Source organism: Paucidesulfovibrio gracilis DSM 16080, assembly GCF_900167125.1.
Lineage (GTDB): Bacteria > Desulfobacterota > Desulfovibrionia > Desulfovibrionales > Desulfovibrionaceae > Paucidesulfovibrio > Paucidesulfovibrio gracilis.
Map to the genome: position 1 here is coordinate 134,565 of NZ_FUYC01000003.1, position 25,003 is coordinate 159,567.

General features: G+C 54.8%; 18 protein-coding genes and 2 tRNA genes. 17 read left to right on the top strand and 3 right to left on the bottom strand.

Translation table 11 applies throughout. From position 1 onward, the window contains the following. The gene (locus tag B5D49_RS04880; protein ID WP_078716558.1) at nt 1-516 is read right to left on the bottom strand and encodes a PilZ domain-containing protein; all 516 of its coding nucleotides are present in this window, start codon (nt 514-516) and stop codon (nt 1-3) included. Between the two features lie 209 nt (nt 517-725). Here B5D49_RS04880 and B5D49_RS04890 point away from each other — a divergent pair, with 209 nt between their 5' ends. From B5D49_RS04890 to B5D49_RS04915, 6 genes are all read left to right on the top strand, one after another. Next, entirely contained in the window at nt 726-1,937 is a 1,212-nt protein-coding gene (locus B5D49_RS04890; RefSeq protein ID WP_078716560.1) for a bifunctional folylpolyglutamate synthase/dihydrofolate synthase, read from the top strand. Between the two features lie 49 nt (nt 1,938-1,986). Continuing rightward, nucleotides 1,987-3,387: an L-seryl-tRNA(Sec) selenium transferase gene (selA, locus tag B5D49_RS04895; RefSeq protein ID WP_078716561.1), complete on the top strand. Its 1,401-nt coding sequence runs from the start codon at nt 1,987-1,989 to the stop codon at nt 3,385-3,387. Between the two features lie 57 nt (nt 3,388-3,444). After that, complete coding sequence (locus B5D49_RS04900; RefSeq protein ID WP_144019169.1) at nt 3,445-4,818, top strand: aminopeptidase; 1,374 nt, start codon at nt 3,445-3,447, stop codon at nt 4,816-4,818. A 174-nt stretch (nt 4,819-4,992) separates the two neighbouring features. After that, on the top strand, nt 4,993-6,909 hold the full coding sequence (selB, locus tag B5D49_RS04905; RefSeq protein ID WP_078716563.1) for a selenocysteine-specific translation elongation factor: 1,917 nt from the start codon (nt 4,993-4,995) through the stop codon (nt 6,907-6,909). Nucleotides 6,910-7,038: 129 nt separating this feature from the next. After that, nucleotides 7,039-7,809, top strand: coding sequence for a lipid-binding SYLF domain-containing protein (locus B5D49_RS04910; RefSeq protein ID WP_144019171.1), 771 nt, complete (start codon nt 7,039-7,041; stop codon nt 7,807-7,809). Between the two features lie 241 nt (nt 7,810-8,050). Beyond that, complete coding sequence (locus tag B5D49_RS04915) at nt 8,051-8,665, top strand: lipid-binding SYLF domain-containing protein (RefSeq protein WP_159447136.1); 615 nt, start codon at nt 8,051-8,053, stop codon at nt 8,663-8,665. 69 nt (nt 8,666-8,734) lie between these two features. Here B5D49_RS04915 and B5D49_RS04920 read toward each other — a convergent pair. Then, a tRNA-His gene (locus tag B5D49_RS04920) sits at nt 8,735-8,811 on the bottom strand. A 186-nt stretch (nt 8,812-8,997) separates the two neighbouring features. On the opposite strand from B5D49_RS04920, the gene murA reads away from it, so the two are divergent. The 6 genes from murA to metG all read left to right on the top strand — a co-directional run bounded on the left by murA (nt 8,998) and on the right by metG (nt 17,600). Beyond that, nucleotides 8,998-10,248, top strand: a complete 1,251-nt coding sequence (gene murA / locus B5D49_RS04925) for a UDP-N-acetylglucosamine 1-carboxyvinyltransferase (protein WP_078716566.1) — start codon at nt 8,998-9,000, stop codon at nt 10,246-10,248. A gap of 94 nt (nt 10,249-10,342) precedes the next feature. After that, complete coding sequence (locus B5D49_RS04930; RefSeq protein WP_268802028.1) at nt 10,343-12,760, top strand: DNA internalization-related competence protein ComEC/Rec2; 2,418 nt, start codon at nt 10,343-10,345, stop codon at nt 12,758-12,760. A gap of 101 nt (nt 12,761-12,861) precedes the next feature. After that, nucleotides 12,862-13,746 (top strand): MBL fold metallo-hydrolase, encoded by an 885-nt coding sequence (locus B5D49_RS04935; protein WP_234990622.1) that lies wholly within the window; start codon nt 12,862-12,864, stop codon nt 13,744-13,746. A 95-nt stretch (nt 13,747-13,841) separates the two neighbouring features. Then, the gene (locus B5D49_RS04940) at nt 13,842-14,252 is read left to right on the top strand and encodes a response regulator (RefSeq protein ID WP_078716569.1); all 411 of its coding nucleotides are present in this window, start codon (nt 13,842-13,844) and stop codon (nt 14,250-14,252) included. A gap of 136 nt (nt 14,253-14,388) precedes the next feature. After that, nucleotides 14,389-15,543: a PSP1 domain-containing protein gene (locus B5D49_RS04945; protein ID WP_078716808.1), complete on the top strand. Its 1,155-nt coding sequence runs from the start codon at nt 14,389-14,391 to the stop codon at nt 15,541-15,543. Nucleotides 15,544-15,647: 104 nt separating this feature from the next. Continuing rightward, nucleotides 15,648-17,600, top strand: a complete 1,953-nt coding sequence (gene metG, locus B5D49_RS04950; RefSeq protein ID WP_234990623.1) for a methionine--tRNA ligase — start codon at nt 15,648-15,650, stop codon at nt 17,598-17,600. Nucleotides 17,601-17,894: 294 nt separating this feature from the next. Here the strand turns inward: metG and B5D49_RS04955 are convergent. Then, nucleotides 17,895-17,970: transfer RNA gene (locus tag B5D49_RS04955), tRNA-Asn, on the bottom strand. A gap of 262 nt (nt 17,971-18,232) precedes the next feature. On the opposite strand from B5D49_RS04955, the gene lysS reads away from it, so the two are divergent. The 5 genes from lysS (at nt 18,233) to B5D49_RS04980 (ending at nt 25,002) form a co-directional block, all read left to right on the top strand. After that, the gene (gene lysS / locus B5D49_RS04960; protein ID WP_407670525.1) at nt 18,233-19,759 is read left to right on the top strand and encodes a lysine--tRNA ligase; all 1,527 of its coding nucleotides are present in this window, start codon (nt 18,233-18,235) and stop codon (nt 19,757-19,759) included. Further along, nucleotides 19,756-20,988, top strand: coding sequence for an ABC transporter permease (locus B5D49_RS04965; RefSeq protein ID WP_078716570.1), 1,233 nt, complete (start codon nt 19,756-19,758; stop codon nt 20,986-20,988). Before lysS ends, B5D49_RS04965 begins: the two co-directional genes overlap by 4 nt. Then, nucleotides 20,981-21,667, top strand: coding sequence for an ABC transporter ATP-binding protein (locus B5D49_RS04970; protein WP_078716571.1), 687 nt, complete (start codon nt 20,981-20,983; stop codon nt 21,665-21,667). Before B5D49_RS04965 ends, B5D49_RS04970 begins: the two co-directional genes overlap by 8 nt. Then, a complete protein-coding gene (bamA, locus tag B5D49_RS04975; RefSeq protein ID WP_159447138.1) occupies nt 21,654-24,365 on the top strand; it encodes an outer membrane protein assembly factor BamA in 2,712 nt (903 codons plus the stop codon). The genes B5D49_RS04970 and bamA overlap by 14 nt, the downstream gene beginning before the upstream one ends. A gap of 109 nt (nt 24,366-24,474) precedes the next feature. Then, nucleotides 24,475-25,002, top strand: coding sequence for an OmpH/Skp family outer membrane protein (locus B5D49_RS04980; protein WP_078716573.1), 528 nt, complete (start codon nt 24,475-24,477; stop codon nt 25,000-25,002). Nucleotide 25,003 lies beyond the last annotated feature (1 nt).

Below are 25,003 nucleotides of genomic sequence, written 5' to 3' on the forward strand. Positions count from 1 at the left end.
CTACCCTAAGAAATTGTAGAGTTTGATGAAGTCATAATAGCTGTATTCGTCGAACGAAACCCCAATTTGCACTTTGTCCCGGTTTTTCTTGACCCGGCTTGCTTTACTGGTAAAGGAAACCGGATTTTTCTCCTCCGGAAGTGTGATCACTAAGTCGAATGTCTCCGGATGATTGACCATTTCCTTCAGCAGGGGGTGGCTTGCCGGCAGGGAAAGCAAGGCGCCTCCCAAAGAGATGTTGACCATCTCAATTTGTCCTTCATCGATGCTTCCACCTGTTTTGAAACGTATGGCCGTGGGAACCGCAACTTGTTTGCGGGCGTATTTTCGTTTTTCCTGGTCGTTTTGTTCCTGAGCGGCTTGTTTCTTTATCTCCACCTCTTCTTCCTGACGAAGATGCTGTTCCAGCACCGTACGCACCAGGGTGGAGAAGGTAATGTTTTGGGATTCAGCCAGTTCGCTGAGGGCGTAGGCGAGTTTCGGGGGCAATGCGATGGTGACGTTCAGATTTTCCATGGTGAAGCTGTACCCCCAAGAAGCAGATGTTTACAACTTTTTTTACTACGGCATGCTCGGCGGTAAGGCAAGATTTGATTGCTGGTTCGGGCATGGGTGCGGGAGGTGGAGGAAGTATGGTATGGCGTTGGCTGGGCAATCGGACGCTGCCAGGCTGGACTTCATGAAATCGGGAGCCTAAGAAGGGAGCGATATCCAGGGAGGAGAATATGCGGTTTTCAAATTTTGATGAAATAGCGCAATATCTTGATGAACAGGGGCTTTTCCATATGGATCTAACCCTGGCCCGTGTGGAGGCGTTTGCACGGAGTTTTGGACCTCCGGGATTTTTGATCGCCCATGTCGCCGGAACCAACGGCAAGGGATCGACTGCTGCCTTTTTGGAACGGCTCTCCCGTGAGCACGGAGTCCGCACGGGGCTTTATACTTCGCCGCATTTTCTCAATGTGCGGGAACGCGTTTTGGTGGATGGCCTGGCGTTGGATCCGGAAGCCTGGGTTGAGGCGGCCAATGAGGTGCACGCGTTCGCTGGGGCTGAGGACTTGACGTATTTTGAATTTCTGACCTGTCTGGCTGTCAGTATCTTTCGGCGTTGCGGAGTGCAGCTTGCCGTGATGGAAGCCGGGCTGGGCGGAAAATATGATGCCGTGCGTGCTTTTGATGCCAACGTCTCCGTGCTGACCCACATAGGTCTGGATCATATGCAGGTGCTTGGTTCCACGTTGGCGTATATCGCCAGGGACAAGGCGCACGTCATTCGCCCGGGAACGCCCGCTTTTACAGCGGAGCAACAAGCCGAGGTCGAAGAGGTTCTTCAGGCGCGTGCCCGAAGTGTTGGAACAGAGTTGACCGTTGCCCGCCCATATGCCCGGGAAGTGGGCATGCGGGGAGCGCATCAGCAGGCAAACGCCGGTCTTGCCCTGGCCGCATGGAGCACCTTGGCCGACGAGCTTGGGGTGCCGAGGCGTGTCGACCGCGAGGAGCGCGCCATGCAAGAGGCCTTTATCCCTGGGCGGTTGCAATATGTACGTGAGGACGGAGTGACCTGGATGCTGGACGGCGCACATAATGAACCCGCCTTGCGCGCCTTGGCTGATGCCGTGGATAAGGAAGGTGTTTGTCCCGAGTCCATGGTGGTGTCCTGTATGCGCGATAAGGATTTGGAGCGTATGGTTCCTTTGCTGCATGATATTTGTGCGGGCCGGATTTTGTGTCCCAGCCTGCCTTGGTATGAGCGCATGTTGCCTGGGCAGGAGTTGGCGGAAGCTCTCGGGACCAATGCCGAGGCTTGCGGCACGCCGGAACAGGCTTTTCAGGAGGCAGCATCCGGTGTCGGACCAGTACTCATTTGCGGATCCTTGTATTTGTTGGCCGAGTTTTATAAATTATATCCAGAACATTTGACCCGCACCATGGCGTAATCGGATTTGGATCGGTTCCTCACGGGATATTCGACTTCAGGAGGCTTGTTTGTCGCATCTGTATCGCTGTCTGCCTTCGGTGGACCGTGCTTTGGAGTGGTTGTGCCGGGAGCCGGAACTCTGCACGGTTCCACGTCCAATGCTCAAGGATCTGGTCAATACCTTTTTTTCATTACGGCGGCGCGAGATTGCTTCCGGCCGAATTCAGTCTACGGCCCAACTGGCGGAAGATGTTTTGTTTCCCGCGCTGCTGGCCTTTGTCCTTGCCGGAGTGGTCCCCCGGTTCCGCCGGGTGCTCAACGCCACCGGCGTTGTGGTGCACACCAATCTGGGGCGGTCTCTTTTGGCAGATGCTGCCGTGCGGGCCGTGAACCAGGCATGTTGCCACTATTCCAATCTTGAATTCGATCTGGAGTCCGGACGGCGCGGCAGTCGATACAGTCATGTGGAGAGCTTGCTGTGTCGGTTGACCGGTGCAGAGGCCGCCCTGGTGGTGAATAACAATGCGGCTGCTGTGTTGTTGGCGTTGGAAACGTTGGTTTCCGGCCGTGAAGTGATTATTTCGCGGGGGCAGCTCGTCGAAATCGGCGGTTCGTTTCGAATCCCCGATGTGATGGCCAAAAGTGGCGCTGTGCTCCGGGAGGTTGGGGCCACCAACCGTACGCATCTTTTCGACTATGAACAGGCCATTACCGAGCAAACCGGGGCGTTGCTCCGGGTGCATACTTCCAATTTCCGAATCGTTGGGTTTACCAAGCAGGTAAGCCTGCAGGAGCTGCGCAAGCTGGGTGACGAATATGGCCTGCCTGTGATTGAGGATTTGGGAAGCGGTGCCCTGGTGCGTTTGCCTGGCCTGGAGGAAGAACCTCTGGTGAGTGAAGTGATTCGCGATGGTGCCGACGTGGTAACCTTCTCGGGAGACAAGGTGCTCGGCGGGCCGCAGGCAGGGATTATCGTGGGCAGGACGGAGTATGTGGAACGCATTAAGCGTAACCCCATGAATCGGGCCATGCGAATTGACAAGATGACGCTGGCTGCCTTGGAAGCAACATTGCGCCTGTCGTTGGATCCGGAACGTGCAACGAATGAAGTTCCGACGTTGCGGATGATTGCCACACCATTTGAAACGCTCAAGTCCCGGGCCGGGCGGCTGGCCCGGTTGTTGCGCACGGAGCTGAAAGGGCGGGGCGAAGTGTCCACACGGCGGGCCGAATCCCTTGTGGGCGGCGGCGCCCATCCCGAACGAGGACTGCCGACGGTCCTTGTTGAAGTGGCACCATTGGAGTGCGGCGTGGAGGCGTTGCGCGATGCCCTTTTGCAGGTCACGCCGCCTCTGGTCGGTCGGGTGGAACACGGCCTGTTTTGCCTGGACTCAAGAACATTGGTCGCGGAGGAATTCCCGCTGGTGGCTTCGGCGTTGCGGAATGCACTGGCCTCGGTGGAACAATAGCCGCGGCTCACTGGATCAAGAAATAATTTGAGCAATGAAAGAATAAAGGAGTTTCAATTGGGCGCATTGGAGTTGGAATACAAGCCCGTGAACGGTTGGCGACATTTTGCCTCCCCTGAGCATCATCAGGCCATGGACGCGCTGGCGGAACGGTACCTACGCTTTCTTTCGCAATGCAAGACCGAGCGTGAGGTCATGCATTTTGTTCGTGAGCAATTGGAATTGGCGGGATTTTCCGAAGATTTTTCCGCTGAACGATGCTTTCGATTTAGTCGTGGCAAGACGGTCTTTATGGCTCGCAGGGGCCGAAGGCCGTTATCAGAAGGGTTTCGGTTGGTTGGTGCTCACGCCGATGCCCCGCGTATCGATTTGAAACAACGGCCGCTGTATGACGATATGGGGCTGACGTTGGCCAAAACACATTATTATGGTGGGATTCGAAAGTACCAGTGGTTGACCATTCCTCTGGCTCTGCACGGCGTGGTGGTCAAAAAGGATGGAACCCTGGTCAATATCTGTGTTGGCGAAGATGAAGACGATCCTGTGTTGACCATCACCGACCTTCTGCCGCATCTCGCCTACAAACAGGTGGAAAAAAAGGTTTCGGACGCGTTTGAAGCGGAAAAACTCAACGTGGTCCTGGCCCATGAGCCAGAAACCGGCGAGGACTCCGACGAATTAGGGGTGAAGCCAGCTTTGCTTCAGTTGCTGTATGATCGTTACGGCATTGTGGAGGCGGATCTGATGAGTGCGGAGTTGCAGATCGTGCCTGCCGGTCCGGCGCGATATGTGGGGCTGGACCGCGCCTTGCTCGGAAGTTACGCGCAGGACGACCGGGCTTGTGTCTATTCTGCACTGGAGGCGTTTTTCTCCCAGCCGGAAGAGCCGGAGTACACGCAGATTGTGTTGTTTTGGGACAAAGAGGAGATCGGCTCCGAAGGGGCCACGGGTGCAAAGTCCTTGTTTTTCGAATACTGCATGGAAGAATTGCGCGATGCGTGGGAACCGGAGACTCGGCTTTCCAAAATCTTCCAGGCGGGGCAAGCCATATCCGCGGATGTGCATGCTGGAACCGATCCGAACTTTCCCGATGTGTACGAAAAGTTGAATGCGGCATTCCTCGGGTATGGCCCGTGCTTTAGTAAGTTTACGGGACATCGCGGCAAGGTTGGAGCCAATGACGCGCATCCGGAGTTTATCGGCCGCCTGCGGTCTGTGCTGGACGACGCCGGGATACCTTGGCAGATGGGGGAACTCGGCAAGGTGGATGCTGGCGGCGGCGGAACCGTGGCCAAGTTCTTGGCCGTATATGGTATGGATATCATCGACATGGGACCGCCGGTACTCTCCATGCACAGTCCGTTTGAAATCACCAGCAAGGTGGACATTTATTCCACGACCAAGGCGTACGCTGCATTCCTTGCCAGTTAGCATGAGAAACAAGACGGATTGATCGAGGTTGGAAGGTGGCATGGCTGCCTTTCAACCTTTTTTTGACCGGTTCCGTTGGTTCTGTGGATGCGTCACCTTGTGGGGATGGCGTTTTTTTTCTATCGTTCCAGGATAACATGACGGAATCCGGTACATCACTTTCCAGGAGGCCACATGCCGCTGATCATGGGTACGGCAGGACACATCGACCATGGCAAAACTACGCTGGTAAAGGCGCTGACGGGTATCGACTGCGACCGACTGCACGAGGAAAAGGAACGGGGTATCACCATTGAGTTGGGGTTTGCCCACCTGGACCTGGAGGGAGTGGAGAGGATCGGCGTGGTGGACGTACCTGGGCATGAGCGATTTGTGAAGAATATGGTGGCCGGTGCGGCAGGCATCGACTTCGTGTTGCTCACTGTTGCCGCTGACGAAGGCCTCATGCCACAGACCAGGGAACACCTGGAAATATGTTCTCTGCTCGGCATTGATCAGGGACTGGTGGCCTTGACCAAGTCGGACATGGTGGAAGCGGACTGGCTGGAAATGGCTGCTGAAGAAGTCAGTGCGGCCATGGAGGGGACGTTTTTGCAGGGGGCGCCTGTTATCCCTGTTTCCGGGCGTACCGGCAACGGCGTGGACGCACTGCGTACGGCCATTGCGGAATTGGCACGCTCGTTGCCCGAACGAAGCGCAACGGATCTGTTTCGTCTTCCTGTGGATCGTGTGTTTACCATGAAAGGATTTGGAACCGTGGTAACGGGAACCATGCTGGCAGGATCGGTTCGGCTCGGGGAAGAACTGTTGCTGTATCCCGGGGAGCGTCCGGTCAAGGTCCGCGGGTTGCAGTCGCACGGGCAGCAGGTTGAGGAAGCGCTTGCCGGGCGACGTACCGCCGTAAACCTTAGTGGGGTGGATGTGTCGGATGTTTCCCGGGGCGAAGTGCTTGCTCGACCAGGATCGTTGTTTCCCGCCACAACCTGGGATGTGGAGTTGACGTGCTTGCCTTCATCACCTCGTCCCTTAAAGCACCGCAAGGAAATTCATTTCCATCACGGTGGACGGGAAATCCTGGCACGGCTGTATTTTTTGGATCGGGATGAATTGCTTCCAGGAGAAAGTGCCGTTTGCCAAGTGCGGTTTCCCCATTCCATGGTTGGGGTGTCCGGGGACCGGGTTGTGGTGCGCTCTTTTTCTCCGCTGCGAACCGTTGGAGGCGGGACATTGATCAACCCGCTGGCCGGTAAGATCAAACGACGCTCTCCACAGGTGGACGTGTTACGGAAAACGGCAGCAGCCCAGAGCCGGGAACGCGTCCGTTTGCGTCTGGAATTGGCTGGGATTGAGGGATGTTATATGAGCCAGTTGCCAGTTTTGACGGGCATGAGTCGCAAGCCGTTGGAAGCGGCCCTGCAAGAAGTTTTATCCAAAGAAGACGCGCTGTTGGTGGACCGGGAGGAGCGCCGCTATCTGTCCGCAGCAGGGTTTGAGGAATTGGCCAGGGTTTTGGAAGATTTCCTCGGTGCTTACCATAAGCGTCACCCGGATCGGCACGGTGTGGGACGAGGGGAGTTGCCTGCGGCATGGGGCAACCGTCTGCCGCAACGTGTTGTCCATTTTATTGTGGAGCGTTTGCTTAAGCGGGGGCGGTTGGATGTGTATGAAGATATGGTGCGACTCCCAAATCATGAAGCTTCCCTGGCCGCGGACCAGACCGTTTTGCGGGAAACCGTGCTCAAGGCGTACTCCGAGGGCGGAAGCACTCCACCGAATTTTAAGGACGTGCTTGCCAAGTGTCAGGTGAACGCAAAGCAGGCTGGCGACACATTCCGTCGATTGCAGGAGGAAGGACAGCTGATTCGCGTCAAGGAAGAAATGTTTTATCACGCTCCGGCGTTACAAGAGATTCAGGAATCTGTGCGGACCTTTCTGCGGGAGAACGATGAAATGTCGGCCCCGGATTTCAAGACGCTGACCGGGTTGTCCCGTAAGTATGCCATTCCCGTGCTTGAGTATCTGGACCGGGAAAAGGTGACGGTTCGTGTGGGCGATGTTCGCCGGTTGCGGGGGGCTTCCGCCGGAAAATGAGCTTCAGGCGGTAGTAGCCGCCAGAATTCCTTGCTCAATATTTCGGAACAATGTTTGCATTGAGCCTGTCGAGCTTCAGGCATGGCGGGTTTTGCCGCGCTGCATCTCCACGGTATTATGGGAGGATATATGAATAGTAAACAAATCCGAATCTTTATTGCGGCGCTTTGCCTGCTGTTGCTTGGCGCCTGCGCTATGCATAAGGGCGAAGTCATCCCTCAGCTGTCCTATGAGCAGCAGTTGGTGGATGGTTCGGCCAAAGCGGTTCGTGAAATGCGTGTGGCCAGTCGGCCCCGAACGTTCGATTATGCGTTGGATTGGGCACAGGGCGTGCTCATTTTTCCAAGTTATAAAAAGCAGCACTGGCTTTCCCGCGTGGAAGGGCGTGACGGCGTGCTGGTCGTCCGCGATGAACAAGGGAAATGGAGTCAGCCGGCGTTTTACAATATCAATAATGACGGGGACGGTCCCCAGCATGTCATGCAGGCGGGCATGCTGATCTACGTGTTCTTTGATCGGGAATTGTTGCTTGACGGATTGAGTTCCGGGTACAGGCTTCCCGAGGATATCGGCATGGTCGTGTCGCATGGAAATGGGACTGCCGAAGACTTCAATCTTGCGGAGGATCTCTCCGTGCTGTTGTTTGTGGATTCTCCTGGAGAGCCGTTGGAGGGATCCTTTCTTACAGGGTGGATTTCCGCCCGGGCCACGCCCAATGAAGCGTATTACGGAACGGATCCTGTGGCGCCAGCCACACTTGATACGCCCGCTTCGCCGGAAAATATTTTGCTGAAGGGCTGGTTTGCGCCTCGCCCTGTGACGCATCTGCATGAAGCTTTGAACAATGTGCCTCTGCCGGACCAGGATGCGGACTTGGCGATGGCGGCGTCCGGTATGTGAACAACGGCGATTGGGAATATGTCCTCTTGCGTCGGGTAAAGGGCTGGGCTATCGTTTCGATATGAGTCGTAGAGGTTTTTTGTCAGGATTTATCGTTCGTGCGATACGCGGGGGCATTGTCCCGGCTGTTGTCTTGAGTTGTGTCCTGCTGGCCGCCTGTGCAGCTACGGGGTCGCATGGGTCCAGCCGAAACAGCCCTGCGTCCCCGCAACAACGCCTGGTTGAAGACGCAGCGCGTGCCGTGACGGATTTGCGCGAAACTTCCCGTTATCCCGGCTTTGAAGAAGCGCTTGCACGTGCCGAGGGTGTACTGATTTTTCCAGAGTATTTTCGGATGGCCTTTTTAGGCTCGCTGGCCGGGGGCAGCGGCGTCTTGCTTGGGCGGGACGCTTTCGGTCAGTGGAGTTCTCCGGCCTTTTATGAGATGGGGCGGGGCGGATTCGGTATGCAGGCTGGGATTTCTTCCGGTGCCTTGGTTTATTTATTTTTTGATCGGGACTATATGCTTAGCGGATTGGACCAGGGATTTGATCTGGCCATGGATACGGATGTGGTGGTCTTTAGTTCCGTGGATCGGACCGGAGTCTCCAAACTCGCTACGCAACGTCCGGTGTTGTTGTACTCGGAGATGCTCGGCATGTATGCTGGTATTTCGTTTGATGGGGGATTCGTGCGCCCCGTTGCAGAAGCCAATGCCGGTTACTACGGTACAACGGAGGCTACGCCCGAGAGTATTGTGCGGCGCTGGCAACACTGGAATGCTGAGGCGGAACCGCTTTGGCAGGCGTTGACGGTGCAGGAGATCCCATGGGAAGAACCGATCTCCCCGTACAAGGTCTCGTCGTCGGTGGATTGATTTTAGGGAAGCCGAATGCGTTTACAGAAAAAAGGACGAAGTCAACGACTTCGTCCTTTTTGAATTCAGTGGGGTGGCTGGAGGGATTTGAACCCTCGGCCTTCAGGGCCACAACCTAACGCGCTAACCAACTGCGCCACAGCCACCACATTTTTAAAGCATCACGCTGGCCCGATTGACACCGGCGCAGGACTGGGCCAAAAGAAACCCGCTGTCCACGTTTCGCCACGTGAGGAATGTGTCATTAACGAAGCTGGGCGGCTTGGTCAAGTCTAAAATGCTTCAAAAGTCAAAATCGTCCGTGAGGACGTCAACATGAAACGGAAGGTTGCATGGAAAAATTGGTGATCGAGGGCGGGAAACCGCTTCAGGGAACGATTCGCGTAAGCGGCTCCAAAAATGCGGCTTTGCCCATTCTCATGGCTTGTCTTTTGCCCGAGGGCGAGGTGCATCTCGGCAATGTCCCCCGTCTGCGGGATATTCATACATCTTTGCGTCTTCTCAATATCCTTGGTTGCGAAACCGACTTTTCCGGAAACGATGTCCGGGTGTTGGTGCGCGACCTCAAGACCGAGGCTCCCTATGATCTGGTCAAGACCATGCGGGCTTCGGTGCTCTGCATGGGACCGTTGCTCGCGCTCAAGGGGGAGGCCCGTGTTTCTCTTCCCGGCGGGTGCGCCATCGGTGCGCGCCCTGTGGATCTGCATCTCAAGGCGTTGGAGCAGATGGGGGCGGAGTTCGAACTGTCTTCCGGGTATATTCACGGTCGGTGCGATCGGTTGCGGGGGGCGCATATTACCTTTGATTTCCCCACGGTGGGCGGTACGGAAAACCTGCTCATGGCGGCCAGCGTAGCCGAGGGGGAAACGATTCTTGAAAACGCGGCCCGGGAGCCGGAGGTGCAGGATTTGGCGGAGTTCCTCAATGCCATGGGCGCGCGCATCAGCGGACACGGCACATCCGTCATTCGCATTCAAGGCGTCACGTCCCTGCGAGGGGCGGAGTATCGGGTCATGCCCGATCGCATTGAGGCGGGAACCTATCTTGCCGCTGCGGCCATTTGCGGCGGGGACGTCTTCCTGGAGGATTGTCCTTGCCGGGAACTGGACGCGGTTTTGTCCAAGTTTCGGGCCATGAACGTGAACCTGGAGGAGCAGGACGGGGGGCTGATGGTCCGCCGCCACGATGCCTTACAGGGCGTTGATGTAACCACCCAGCCGTATCCCGGTTTTCCTACGGATATGCAGGCGCAGATCATGGCTTGTATGTGCCTAGCCGAAGGGGGCGGCGTGATTGAGGAAAAGATTTTTGAGAACCGTTTCATGCATGTGCTGGAATTGGTGCGCTTGGGGGCGGATATCCGTCTCAAAGGACGTTCCGCCATGGTGCGGGGTGTCTCCTCTCTGGTGGGTGCCCCGGTGATGGCCTCGGATTTGCGGGCCAGTGCGTCTCTTGTTGTGGCGGGGCTGGCCGCGGAGGGGCGAACCGATGTTTTGCGTATTTATCACCTGGATCGCGGTTATGAGCAGCTGGAAGAAAAATTGACCGCAGTGGGGGCTCGGGTCTGGCGCGAGCAGGAATGATTCATCGCTTGACGGAGGGCGGGACGTGTCGGGAAATACCCGTGATCCGTTGAATCCTCGGGAGGATTGTCGCAAGACGTTTTGTCCCGCCATCATGCGCAGGCAAATTCTGATTCTTGGATTTGCCTGCGGTATTGCCACAATTCGTTGGCCCCTGGCCGGGGTTGTGAGTTTGGCCGTCATGATCGTCGTATATGCACGATCATGGCGGCCTGTCTTTTTTTGGGCGGTTGTACTGCTGTGTTTTGCCGGTGGCTATTGGTATGCCGGGAATCAGTCTCCAAATTCCACGGATCAGTCGTTGGAGTTGCCCTCCGAGAAGGTGCAGCTTTCTGGAAAGATACGTTCCGTTACCGGGCGCCCAGGGAAACGGTGGCAAGTCGTGCTTGAGGATGCAGCGTTTGTGCAGGTGCCGGGTGCCTCCTCCCAACGGCTGGATGGCGGTGTGGTCTGGTATTGGCACCATGCGCCTTTTCGCCCTCGTCCAGGCCAATTCGTGACATTTCAAACTTCATTGAATCGGGTATCAGGGTTCGGCAACCCCGGCGCGTGGGACTACGGTTGGTATTGGCGTGCTCAAGGCGTGGAGTTCAGCGCCTATTGCAGCGGCATGAAACATGTGTCCTTCGATGCCCTGCCGGACTCTGTCCTGGGGGATTTTCGTGACACGTTGCGCCGGAACCTGCTTTCCATCACCCCGGAAGGGCAGGGGCGGGCCATGTTGCTCGCCCTGCTGATGGGGGATCGGTTTGAACTAGCTCCATCCACCATCAACCTGATGCGACAAGCCGGATTGTCGCACACGTTGGCATTGTCCGGGTTGCATCTTGGGTTTGTTGCATCGTTGGGCCTGATTTTAGCCTGGGGGATAGGGGCGTTGTTTCCCCGTATCTATTTGTGGATTCCCCGTCCCAAACTGGCTGTGTTGCTTGCCGCTCCTTTGGTTGCGGGGTATGTCTGGCTGGGGCAGGCTACCCCTTCCCTGGTGAGGGCGTCGCTTATGTTCGCGTTTTGGGGCGGGCTTCTTGTGTGTGGGCGTGGGCGCATTCTCCTGGATGGTCTTTTTCTGGCCGTATTGTGTATTCTCCTGATTTCCCCGCTGGCATTGTTCGATATTCGTTTTCAACTGTCAGTCGTTGCGGTGTCGGGCATCGCTTTGTTGTATCCCTTTGTACATTCCGTCTTGCCACGAGGTGACGGATATCGCCGCATTGCGGCTTGGGCTGTGGGATTGTTGGGCGTAAGTTTGTGTGCAAGCGTAGCCCTGCTCCCGGTTACCGCGCATCTTTTTGGCATGATTACGCCGAATTTATTGATGAATCTTTTTTGGTTGCCCCTGCTGGGGCTTGTCGTCATGCCGTTGGGCATGGCCGGAATGATGCTAGGGGTGGTTTCTTGGGCCTCACCAGTGGCCGGGGTTTTATTGACCTCGGCTGCTATGCTTTTGGAATGGATGCTTGGAGTTGTCGAAGCGGTTGGAGCGGCTGGTATGCTGCCCATGTGGCGTCTTTTGCGACCTCTTTGGCCCGAGATGCTGGGCGCGGCTGTCGTTTTGATTTGTTTTATCCTGTTTAGCAGAGACTCCCGTTTCCTTCGCTGGCCGGTGCTGCTTTTGGGGTTGCTTTTGCTTTGGGGACCGCATTGGTGGGTGGGCTGGGAGGATGCCTCCCCCGAAGTGCGGCTGGAAGTCTTGGATGTTGGCCAGGGGCAGGCGTTGCTCATCCGACTCCCCGGAGGCGGCCGGGCGCTGGTGGATGGGGGTGGTCTGCGGAGCAGAACCCTGGAGGTCGGGCGTGACGTGGTGGCCCCATATCTCACACTGGGGAGACCTCCGAGGATCGGAACTATTGTCCTGACGCATCCGCATATGGACCATTACAAGGGACTGGTGCATCTCTTGGAGTTTTTTCAAGTCAAAAAGTTTTTTCACACGGGGCATTGGCCCGGCGGGCATTGGGGTGACGAAATGCAGGCCTTGCTGAAACAAGCCGGAATTGTGCCGCAGGTGGTTCGAACCGGCATGAGGATCGTTTTGGCTCCCGAGGTCGAATTGTTCACCCTTATGCCTCCAAAGGGAGAGGAACCACCGAGCACCAACGATGAATCCGTGGTGCTGCTTTTGCGATGGCAGGGGCGTAATCTGGCGTTGCTGCCCGGAGATGCTGAAGAATGGAGCCTGCGGCAAATGGTGGCGATGGAACGTGACTATTCCTGTCCTGTCTTAGTGTTGCCGCACCATGGGAGCGCAACGGGTGTCGTTCCGGAGTTTTATGAACGAGTGTCCCCGAAGCTGGGGCTTTGTTCCTGTGGCCGGTATGGGCGTACTCCGCTTCCTGCCCCGGAGTTGCTGGTTCTCCCTGCCATGCAGCGGACCCTCGTGGCGGATACCGCCACTTACGGGCTGTTGCGGGTGTCGTGGTCCCGGCCGGACGCACATCCGAACTTGACGGTTGGACGTCCGTCCCGCAACATGCCGGTAGATACAAGAATGGTTCGAATAGAGTTGCCGTGATGTATACGTTTTTTGACAGCTTATCCGATATCAGTGCTTGCGCGGATGGGGAAGGTATGTCATGAAAACCTGCCGGAGGCTGGAACGTACGGTTTTTGTCAATGGTTTGCCGGAGCGGATCAGGCTGCCGCTCGGGAGGGGAAGTGTATATACGTTGTTGGGGGGCTCGGGGATCCATTCCCGTTTCCGGACCCGAATATATCAAGTATGGCGGGGATACGGCCTGTCTTGAAATACGAACCGGGAACAGTGACTCCGTCGTTATTGTGGATGCAGGGTCTGGGGTGCGGCCGCTTTCCAATTCGCTTATTCGCGAGGAGCGGCGGGAGTATACTTTTTTATTCACACATGCCCATTGGGACCATATCCTGGGCTTTCCTTTCTTCAAACCGCTGTACCTTCGTGACAGCGTCATAGACCTTTACGGTTGCCCCACAACCCAGGGAAATATGCAGACGTTGCTGGCTCGTACCATGAGCGCTCCCTATTTCCCCGTTCCTTTTGATGAACTTCGCGCCGATATCCGCTACGGCGAATTTTGCCGGGATGCCATGATGCTGGACGGCATGCGCGTGGAGTGCATACCGCTCAGCCATCCCAATATGGGGGTTGGTTTTCGCTTTAGCGAAGGGGATACGTCCTTTGTCTTTTTAACGGATAATGAGTTGGGGCATGTCCATCGTGGCGGACGGGACTTTTCGGAGTATGTTGCGTTTTGCGCCGGGGCCGACCTGCTTTTGCATGATGCCGAGTACCTTCCAGAGGAATATCCACAACGAAAAGGGTGGGGACATTCCTCATTCGACCAGGTCGTAGAGCTGGCCTTGGCAGCCGACGTCGGGACGCTGGGACTCTTCCATCATAACCAGGATCGCGTGGATGCTGATGTGGACGATATTGTCGCACGGTGTCGGGCGCTCTTGGTGGAACGTGGATCCGACATGAAGTGTTTTGGGGTTTCCCAGACCTGGACCACCAGGCTTTGAGCGATTGTCCGAGCTTGCTTTTTGGGAATAAACATGAGATTTTCCTGCTGGCCGCGAAGGACCGGCCAGACGCAACCAGAGTAAGAGGGGGACCAATGCGGGCCTTGATCGTTGACGACGACTTCTATTCCAGAAGCATGCTGCACGATATGCTGCGTACCGTTGCCTACTGTGATATCGCCGTGAATGGCGAAGAAGCGGTCTACGCCTTCAAGCAATCATTGGAGAATCAAACCCCGTATGATTTGGTCTGTCTTGATTTGGTCATGCCGGAAATGGACGGACAACAAGCACTTCGGGAAATTCGGGCATTGGAGACGGAGTACGGTACGCACCCGACGCAGGAGACCAAGGTCATCGTCATAACGATGCTGGATGATAAGAAGGAAACGCATGACGCGTTTTTCCTTGGCGGTGCAACCTCCTACCTCGTCAAGCCTGTTGAGCAGGACAAGCTGCTTGCGGAGCTGCGCAGTCTGAAGCTCTTGGATGAGGTGGAAAGCTGATTTCTTTTTCGGTTTCATTCTTCATTTCCGGGCAGGGTCGGGCAATCCGGCCCGCGGAAAACGCCGTCCGCATCGCTTTCCCACGCCTTTTTCCCCCAACGCCCGATACGGGCTTTTTCCTTTTGTAGAGAACACAATGAGTCATATACTTGGTGTTAAATTTACTGACTATGGTCAGGTGTACTATTTTTCCTCGGGAGCCTTTGTCGTGGACAAGGGCCAGGACGTCATCGTGCGCACGGAACAGGGCATGGGGCTGGGGAAAGTCGTCACCAAGGAGCCGTCTCAGGAAGAAACCGAAGACCGATACACTCCTATTTATCGGTTGGCCAACGAAGAGGATCAGAAGGTTCAAGCCGATAATGCGGAATTGGCGCGCTCGGCTTTTCGGTTTTGCAGAAAATGTGTGCAGAAACGCAGCCTTGAAATGAAGCTGGTCGATGTTGAGGTCTTTTTCGATCGCAGCAAGATGATTTTTTATTTTACGGCACCGGGACGCATTGATTTTCGTGAACTGATTAAAGACTTGGTGCGGGAGTATCGGACCAGGATTGAATTGCGGCAGATCGGTGTGCGGCATGAAACCCAGATGCTCGGTGCGCTGGGAAATTGTGGCCAGATGTGCTGTTGTCGCCGCTTTATGCGGAAATTTGTTCCAGTGACCATCAAGATGGCCAAAGAGCAAAATCTTTTTTTGAATCCAACCAAAATTTCAGGCATTTGCGGACGGCTGTTGTGCTGCCTTAGCTTTGAGCAGGATGCCTACGAAAGCTTTCACCGAGAATGCCCGAAGACCGGCAAGCGGTTTTCCACCTCGTTAGGATTGGTCCGGGTCATTCGTTCCAACTTTTTTAAGAAGACTCTGACGGTATTGCTTGAGGATGGATCCGAACGGGAGTTGGAACTTGACGAATGGCACGAGATCGTGAACAAGCCTCCCAGTGAAGAAACATTGGCGCAGCAGGAAGCGGCCAAGCGGAACGGCCGAGGACGGCAGAATTCCCGTGGTGGTGGACGAACCAGATCCAGGGCGCCTCGTTCCGGTCAGGGCCGGAAGGGGACGGATTCCCGCGGCAACAAGCCCGAGACCGAGGTGCGCGGAGGCAAGGGCGGGGCAGACGATGCTCAGAGCAGCGAGGGGGCGGGGAGGCCCGCCAAGCCGGTGTCGCAGGAGCGACCGGAAAAAAATGGGGCCGCCGGAGAAACCAAAAAAGGACGCTCCGGTCGCAAGCCACGTCGCCGCAGAAAAAAGACACGCCCAAATAAAAAATCAAACAGTACAGGTGAGTGAGGGCTTGGCGCGCAGTGTGGCGCCACGCCGGAACGTCCGCCTTTTCCCTATACAAGCACGGTGTATTGTTTCAAGCGACAAGGAAATACGCCAAGGAGATTCCAGTGGATAGTTTTTACATTACCACGCCCATTTTTTATGTGAATGCAAAACCGCATCTGGGTCACGCATATACCGCCATCATTGCGGATGCCGTTACCCGCTTCCATAAGCTGATGGGGCGCGATACGTTTTTTCTGACCGGGACCGATGAGCACGGTGATAAGATTGTCAAAGCGGCCGAGGCCAATGGCGAAACGCCCAAGGAGTATGTGGACAAGATCAGCGCCCTGTTCCAGAACATGTGGCCGAATCTGAAGGTGGAAAACGACAAGTTTATCCGCACCACTGATCCGGAGCATATTAAAGTGGTCCAGGACGTGCTTCAGCGCGTGTATGACAAGGGCGATATTTATTTTGGCGAGTATGGCGGCCACTACTGCTTTGGGTGCGAACGGTTCTACACGGAAAAAGAGTTGGTGGACGGCAAATGTCCCCAGCACGAAACCAAGCCGGAATACATCGCTGAAAAAAACTATTTCTTCAAAATGTCTCAATACCAGGGCTGGCTTCTGGATCATATCAAGAAGCATCCCGACTTCGTGCGGCCGGAACGCTACCGCAAGGAAGTGGTCAGCCTGCTGGAGTCGGGCGCTTTGGAGGATCTGTGCATTTCACGGCCCAAGAGTCGTTTGGAGTGGGGAATCGAACTGCCCTTTGACAAAGACTACGTGTGCTATGTCTGGTTTGATGCACTGATCAACTATATTTCCGCGCTTGGCTGGCCTGAAGGTGACGGCGTCAAACGTTACTGGCCGGCAGTCAATCATTTGATTGCCAAGGATATTCTCAAGCCGCATGCTGTGTTCTGGCCCACCATGCTCAAGTCTGCGGGCATTGAGCCGTATCAGCATCTGAATGTTCATGGCTACTGGCTGATTAAGGACACCAAGATGTCTAAGTCCCTGGGAAATGTCGTAGAACCCTTGGACATGATTAAGACATACGGTCTGAACGCTTTCCGCTATTTTCTGCTCCGGGAAATGAGTTTCGGCCAGGATGCCAGCTTTTCCGAGGAGGCACTTGTTGGGCGTCTCAACGCGGATTTGGCCAATGATCTTGGCAACCTGTTCAACCGCACCCTCTCAATGACCCATAAGTATTTCGATGGAGTGATCCCCGCTCCTGACGATGCTGAGGAGATAGAGGATGCGGAGATCAAAAAGTTGGGTCAAAAGGCCATGGAGACGTTTCAGGCGGAATTTGCGGAGATGCGTTTTGCCCGTGCGCTGGAAGGTCTCTGGGAGCTGGTACGCGGCTTGAATAAGTACATTGACACTGTGCAGCCGTGGGCGTTGTACAAGGAAAAAAAGCTCAAGCGGCTGGCTACGGTCATGTACGTGATGCTGGAAAATATGCGTAAAATCGCCGTGCATGTCTGGCCTGTCATGCCTGAGGCTGCGGTGAACATGCTACAGCAGCTTGGCGTTGATTTTGACCCGCAAAAGGTTGATATCTCGAAAGAAATGGACGTGTGGGGCTTGCTGGATACCGGCATTGCCGTGGCCGAGTCCTCCAATCTTTTCCCTCGGGTCGACTTGCCCAAAAACGATGTTCCGGGCGAGGGCGAGGGAACCAAAAAGCAGAAGAAAACGTCGAAGTCCCCAAAGACTGAAGCGGTCTCTGAAGAATTTATTGCGTTTGAGGACTTCCAAAAGCTCGATTTGCGGGTTGGGACCGTCGTGGAAGTGGAAAAGCATCCTGATGCGGACAGGCTTTTGCTGGTGCGTGTGGATCTCGGTGAATCCGACGGTCCTCGGCAGGTTGTTGCCGGGCTTGCGGAGTTCTTTAAGCCGGAAGAATTGCAGGGTCGTCAGGTTGTGATGGTTGCCAATCTGAAGCCTCGAAAGCTTCGGAAACAGCTCTCACAGGGAATGATCCTGGCCGTAAAGACCGAGAACGGGATGGAGTTGCTTACAGCCTCCGGCGAGGTTCCTGGTGGAAGTAAGGTGAGCTGATCTTCAAATCACGGGCGGTTTGTCGCTTCGTACTTTGAACATGCAACAGGCATCCGAAAGATCGGGTGCCTGTTTTTTTGCAGAGAAGATTGCGGGACCGGTGTCTTCGAAAGAGTAGGGCTTCCGTTGGATGAAGAACAGGAGCCCGTATGAACGCTTGGTAAGGTATCGTATGGACGAGTGCGAGGATGAAACGAATTTGCGAAGGGGGAAAGCCTTGAACTACTTGAATTGCAACGGTTTTATAAAAAAAAGGCTGACAAGGAATTAATCCTTGTCAGCCTTTGATGTTTCTGGCTCCCCAGCACGGACTTGAACCGCGAACCTAGTGATTAACAGTCACCCGCTCTGCCGATTGAGCTACTGGGGAATGCGAATTGCGTCGTCGCGAGGTGAGTGTCTATCCAACCCAGGCGCATTGGTCAAGCGCTTTTTCTGTTTTTTTTAATTTTTTTTGATTAGCCCTTTGTCTGTCCGCGCTGCTTGACGCTTGCAGGGAATTGGAATAGTCATTTCCTTCTTGTGCCCATGGGCTTAAGAGACTTGAATTCACACGGGATATTACCTTGGCAAATAATAAGAAGAACAAGAAAATCAAGTTGCAGGCAGCCCCCGAACAGGCGGAACGCTTCATGCCTATGCTGGAGGCGTTGCGCAATCGGGACGAATACAATTCGGTCATCAAGACTCGGGTGGAAAAAGCCTGCGCTCTGCTGGAAAGCGGAGTCAGCCTTTACCCGAATGATTTCTCCCGCGACACCTACATCCAGGATATCTGGGATGATTTTGCCGACGCGGAGGCCGAACAGCTCGAAACCCTGGATAAGACGTTCTCGGTGGCCGGGCGCATCATGGCGTGGCGCTCCTTCGGGAAGGTGACTTTCTTTCAGATCCAGGACCGAACCAGCCGTATTCAGGTCTACGCTGCCCGGGACGACCTGGGAAGCGATGTCTACGGACTCTTCAAAAAGTCCGAAGTCGGCGACGTGGTGGGGGTTCGAGGAGCACTTTTTCGCACCAAAACCGGTGAGCTGACCATTGCTGCGGATTACTTCCAGCTCATGAGCAAATCCTTGCGTCCATTGCCTGAAAAGTATCACGGACTGAAGGACGTGGAAATCCGGTATCGGCAGCGGTACGTGGATCTGATCGTGACAAAGCGAACCCGGGAAATTTTTCAAAAGCGGACACAGATTGTCCGTTCGCTGCGAAACTACATGGACTCCAGGGGGTTCATGGAAGTCGAAACGCCCATGATGCAGCCCATTCCTGGTGGAGCCACTGCCAAGCCCTTTGAGACGCATCATAATGCCATGGACATGAAGTTGTACATGCGCATTGCCCCTGAGCTGTACCTCAAGCGCCTGGTGGTCGGCGGCTTTGAGCAGGTGTACGAGATCAACAGAAACTTCCGCAACGAAGGCATTTCCACGCAGCATAATCCTGAGTTCACCATGATGGAATTCTACTGGGCATACGCCACGTTTGAAGACCTCATGGATCTGACGGAGGATATGTTCGCCAAGGTCGCCCGCGAGGTATGCGGCTCCAGCGTCATTGAGTACCAAGGGCAGACCGTTGACTTAACTCCCGGCAAATGGGTCCGCATGACCTTCCATGACTCGTTGGAGAAGATCGGGGGAGTTGCCCCTGAAGTCTATACCGACTATGAGCAGTGTAGGGCGCTCGTCAAGCAGAAGGGCGAGAAGGTCGTAGAAGGGGAAAAGCTGGGAAAACTACAGGCCAAGCTGTTCGATATTCTGGTTGAACCCAATCTTGTTCAACCGCATTTCATCTATCATTATCCTACGGATATCTCTCCTCTGTCACGGCGTAACGAGCAGAATCCGGATCTTACGGATCGCTTCGAACTGTTCATGACCGGACGGGAAATGGCGAATGCCTTTTCCGAACTTAACGATCCTCTGGATCAACGAGAGCGGTTTGAGGAACAGGTCCGGGAAAAGGATGCCGGTGACGAAGAGGCGCATTTTATGGACGAGGATTATGTCCGGGCGCTTGAGTACGGCATGCCTCCGGCAGCGGGGCAGGGAGTCGGAATCGACCGCCTGGTGATGCTGCTTACGGACAGTGCTTCCATCCGTGAGGTGATCCTTTTCCCGCTGCTCCGGCCTGAGGCGGCCACAGGAGGGGCATGAGTCTCGAGTCCTTTGTCGCGGTCCGATATCTCTTCGCCCTGCGTCGCCAGTCCTTTATCTCGGTAATTTCTCTGTTTGCCGTTTGCGGGGTTGCTCTCGGGGTGGCCGCCTTGATCGTCGTTCTCGGCGTGATGAACGGATTCAGCAAGGATCTTCAATCCAAGATACTCGGTGTCAATGCCGATATCGTCGTGGGGGGCGGGCTTGGCGGAGTTCGCGACCAAGATTTGCTGCAACAGCGACTCGGCGAGGTTCCCGAAGTACGCGGAGTGACCCCCTTCCTCTATTCCGAGGTTATGCTTTCCGCGCCCGGTGGAGGGGTCAAAGGACTGGCTCTGCGCGGCATTGATCCCGATACAGCCGGAGATGTGCTCAGTCTGGAGCGGGACATGGTCTATGGCAACCTTGCCGCGCTGCATACGCAAGACGACATCCCGGGGTTGGTCGTGGGGTCGCAGTTGGCAGATCGCTTTGGTCTGTGGAATGGGGCTACGGTATATCTTCTTTCGCCCAGCGGAATGCAAACAGCCGCCGGGTATTCTCCAAAAATGCTCCCCTTTCGTGTCGTGGGGGTTTTCCGCACAGGACTGTATGAATACGATACGTCCGTTGCTTATTCAACCATCCCAGCCACGCAGGAATTGTTGGGATACCCTGAGGGCATCATTTCCGGCCTGGAAATCAAGGTCGAGGATGTGTACCGCGCTGGAGATGTGGCCGGGCAGATTCGTGCCGTTCTTGGGGACGCCCCGCTTGACGTCGAGACCTGGCAGGACATGAATGCCAACCTTTTTGCCGCGCTAAAACTGGAAAAGACCGCCATGTTCATCATTCTCGCAATGATCGTTCTGGTCGGGTCTTTTTCCATTGTCACAACACTGGTCATGCTTGTTATGCAAAAGACCAAGGACATTGCCATACTCATGTCCATGGGGGCACAGATCCGTAGCATCCGAAAGATATTTATGCTCCAGGGCACGTTGATAGGTGCCGTCGGTACATTGATTGGGTATAGCATCGGGATACCCGTTGCACTGTTGTTGAAGAAGTATCAATTTATCGAGTTGCCACAGAATGTGTATCCCGTGGATTACCTCCCTGTCCGGCTTGAGGCCTTTGACCTAACCTGTATCGGTGTAGCAGCTTTTTTGCTGTGCTTTCTGGCGACCATTTACCCAGCCTGGAGGGCGGCACAGCTTCGCCCGGCGGATGCCTTGCGTTATGAGTAACAAGGAGTTATACCAACTGACCAATGTGGGGAAGACGTTTCAGGGACCCACAGAGAAGATCGAGATACTGCGTGGGGTGAATCTGAGCGTGGCAGAGGGGGAGTCCGTGGCCGTGCTCGGAGCCTCCGGGTCGGGGAAGAGCACCTTATTGCATATTCTCGGAACCTTGGATTCAGCTACAAAAGGTGATATACGCTTTGCAGGGCGTGACTTGAACAGCCTGTCCCAGGGATTCAAGGCTGTATTGCGGAACAAGGAAATCGGTTTTATCTTTCAGTTTCACTATCTCCTTCCGGAGTTCAATACATTGGAAAACGTCGCCATGCCCGCAATTATAGGTGGACACTCCCGTCAAAAGGCCATGGAAATGGCTGATGAGGCTGTGGGGATGGTCGGCTTGGGGAAACGAAAAGATTTTAAAGTGACGACCCTCTCGGGCGGCGAACGTCAGCGTGCCGCCATTGCAAGGGCGATATTGCTTCGCCCGCGCGTTGTCCTGGCGGACGAACCAACTGGAAATCTGGACGAACGAAATGGTCGAACCATCGCGGAAGTGCTGGCCGCGTTGAATGCAGAACTGGGAATGACTCTGGTGGTGGTGACGCACAATGCGGATTTGGCCGACAGCATGTCACGTCGGCTGGAGCTTCGCGCAGGAGAATTGTATGCCCAATCGTAGACGCTGCCTCGCCCTGCTTGCGACGGTATTTTTTTTGATGTTGAACGGTGGGTCCGCATGGGCCCAGACGAGTGCCGCGCCCAAGGTGGCGGTGCTTCCGTTTGAGGTGAACGCAGGCGACGACCTTGTGTATCTTGAGGACAGCCTCCCCGATCTTTTGTCGGACCGACTCAATGAAGCCGGATTTGACGTGGTTGCTCCTGACGAAGTGCGGCGCATCGTCGATGAACTGGGCGTGGATGTCTTGGACTTGGCCAAAGCCCGAGAGATCGCATTGATGACCGGGGCCGGCTATGCTCTGTACGGATCCTTTTCCCAGTTGGGGGAAACGCTGAGTATGGAGTCCCGTCTGGTGGATGCCTTTGACAAGGAAAAGGCCACTCCCATCTACGCTGAGACGGAAGGCATCATCAATCTTTTGCCCTTGGTCGATGACGTAGTGGCTCAGTCCCGCAAGGTGATGCTTAACCAGCAACCCATTGCGGTGATCGACGTAGAAGGCACCAAAGTGCTTGATCCTGAAGTGGTTCTCATGCGCCTGCGTATCAATAAGGGCGACACCTACGAGCCGTCTCTCATTGATGGTGAGTTAAAAAATATTTATGAACTTGGTTACTTTGATGACGTAGACGTGATTGTTTCCGATGTTACCGGAGGCAAGAAGGTATTGTTCCGCGTGGTCGAAAAGCCAAGGATTCAAGCCTTGAGCGTGGTTGGTGCCGATGAGCTGGACGAAGATGACCTGCTTGAGGCCGTGGCGACGAAAAAAGGTGCCGTGTTGAACCTGCGGGTTTTACGTGACGATATGAATACCATCCGGGCCATGTACCGCACGGAAGGGTATTATAAAACCAAGGTTTCGTACGAAGTGGAGGGGGGCGAGACAGGACAGGCCCGCCTTAATTTTGTGGTGGAAGAGGGGCCAAAGCTTTACATTGAGGAAATTGTTCTGGATGGTGCTGAGCAGGTGGATCCGGACGATTTGAAAGATGAGCTGGCTCTTTCCGAGAGTGGCATCCTTACGTGGTTCAGCTCCTCCGATGTGCTCAATGAAGAGCTTCTGGAGCGTGATTCTTCCGCTATCAAAGCCTACTATGCCAACCGCGGGTTTATGGATGTCCAAGTCGGACGACCTGAAGTGGACTTTCTGGACGACGGTATTCGGGTGACTTTCCGCATTAAGGAAGGCACACGATTGAAAATCGGCAACATCCAGTACAAAGGCGATTTGATCGCCTCTCCTGAAGAGTTGGATGAGGCCATTGCCCTGGACGAGGTCCGGGCGGAAGAGCAATTCATGAACGCATCCACTGTCAGAGAGGATGTTGAAGCTCTCACGGCCCTGTACAGCAATAAGGGATATGCCTATGCTGATGTCGGCGTTCAGTTCGCCAAGTCGTCAGAAGACACCCTGGATGTTGTATACACGCTTGCTAAACATCAAAAAGTCCATATTCGCCGTGTGTTGCTTGAGGGCAATTCCGAGACACGCGATAATGTGATTTTACGTGAGATGCGTCTTTCCGACGGCGACACGTTCAGCGCCGAAGCGCTGGAAAATTCTGTGGCTGCGTTGGAAGGCCTTGGATATTTTGAGGGGGTGGATGTCGAACCCATTCCTACTGGAGATCCGGACGAGATGGATCTCAAGGTTCGCGTTAAAGAGGGACCGACAGGCCAGATCGGCGGCGGCTTCGGCTTCTCGTCCAGCGGCGGCTTCTTCGTTGCTGGCTCAATTCAGGAAAACAACCTGTTCGGCAAGGGGTACCATCTCAACCTGTATGGTAGCTATGGCGGCGATTCCAATGAATTTGGGCTGACGTTTGTTGATCCCCATTACGATGATCAAAAATGGGGCTATTCGCTCGGCGTCAACCGGTCCGTGGACGCTTATGATGAATACGACATGCGTGACCTGAGCTTCAGCGCTGCCTTGTTGTACCCCCTTGGAGACCATACAAGCTCCAAATTCTCCTACACGGCCAGCTTCTACCATATCTATGACGTAGAGGAGACGGCTTCCGACACGATTAAGGATGAGGAAGGTGAGCATCTGTTGAGTGCCGTGACGGCTTTGTTGGCACGGTCACATCTCAAGAAGAATTCCTTCTTCGTCTCTGAAGGGACGGCGCAAAGCCTCAGCGTTACCTATGCGGGTGACTTTCTTGGCGGTGATGACAACTTCATCAAGTATCTCTATGACATCGATCATTATGAGCCGCTGTTTTGGAATTTGTCCTTGCGTGCGCATGGAAATGTCGCCTACATGCATGAAAACTTTAGCGGCGATGACCTGCCTATGGCACAGAAATTCCGTCTCGGCGGCATTGGGTCCGTGCGAGGGTACGCAAGCCGCAAAATCTCGCCGCGTGATGAGGATGATGAAGCCGTCGGTGGTGACAAGGCGCTTTATTCCAACATTGAATTGATGTGCCCCTTGAGCAAAGAATACGGTATTCTCGGCATCATGTTCTTCGATGTCGGTGGAGTGTGGGATGATGACCAGATGCTCTTTGACGATGACCTCGACAGTGCTGAAGGTGACGCTCCCTCATTTGGACTCTATAAGAGTGTGGGGCTTGGTGGGCGCTGGAATTCGCCCATGGGACCCTTGGAGGTCTATTGGGGCTACGGTCTCGACGACCTGAAGGACAGCGCCAGCAACCGGCTTGAATTCCGGATGGGACAGTCTTTCTAACTCATTATTGTGTGTGGAATATCCTCGTTGTGCGTCGCTGTTGCAGTGGGGAAGGGACGGTTGTGTGCCGTTGAAATCAGCTGAAAAGTAATGGCCAAAGGAGATACGAATGAAAAAAGTACTGTTTCTCGCAATGATCTTCGCCATTGTTCTGCAGGCGCCTGCCTTTGCCGCAGACTTGAAGGTTGCTGTTATCCATATGGAACGTCTGAAGAAAACTTCGGAGCCGGGCAAGTACATTGCTGAAGAGCTGAAGAAGAAGCTGGACCCCATGGTTAAGGAACGCCAGCAGCTTGAGGAAGAGCTGAAACGCCTTTCCGAAGAATTTAAAAACAAGAGTGCCGCTTATTCCTTGGACACCAAGCGTGAAAAAGAACTGGAGCTGAAGCGGAAGTTCCGTGATCTGGAAGATCTTCGCCGCGACCTCCAGCAAAAAGCCATTGCTGAAGATAAGACCATGTCCGCTCCTGTGTTGGAGCTGATGCAGCAGACTGCCCAGAAGTACATTGAGGAACACGGGTATGATCTGGTGTTTGAATTCCAGCAAAGCGGCTTGCTCTATCTGGACAAGGAACTCGATATTACGGAGCCTCTGATCGAAGAGGTTAACAAGGCCTGGAAGGCTCAAGGCCACTAAA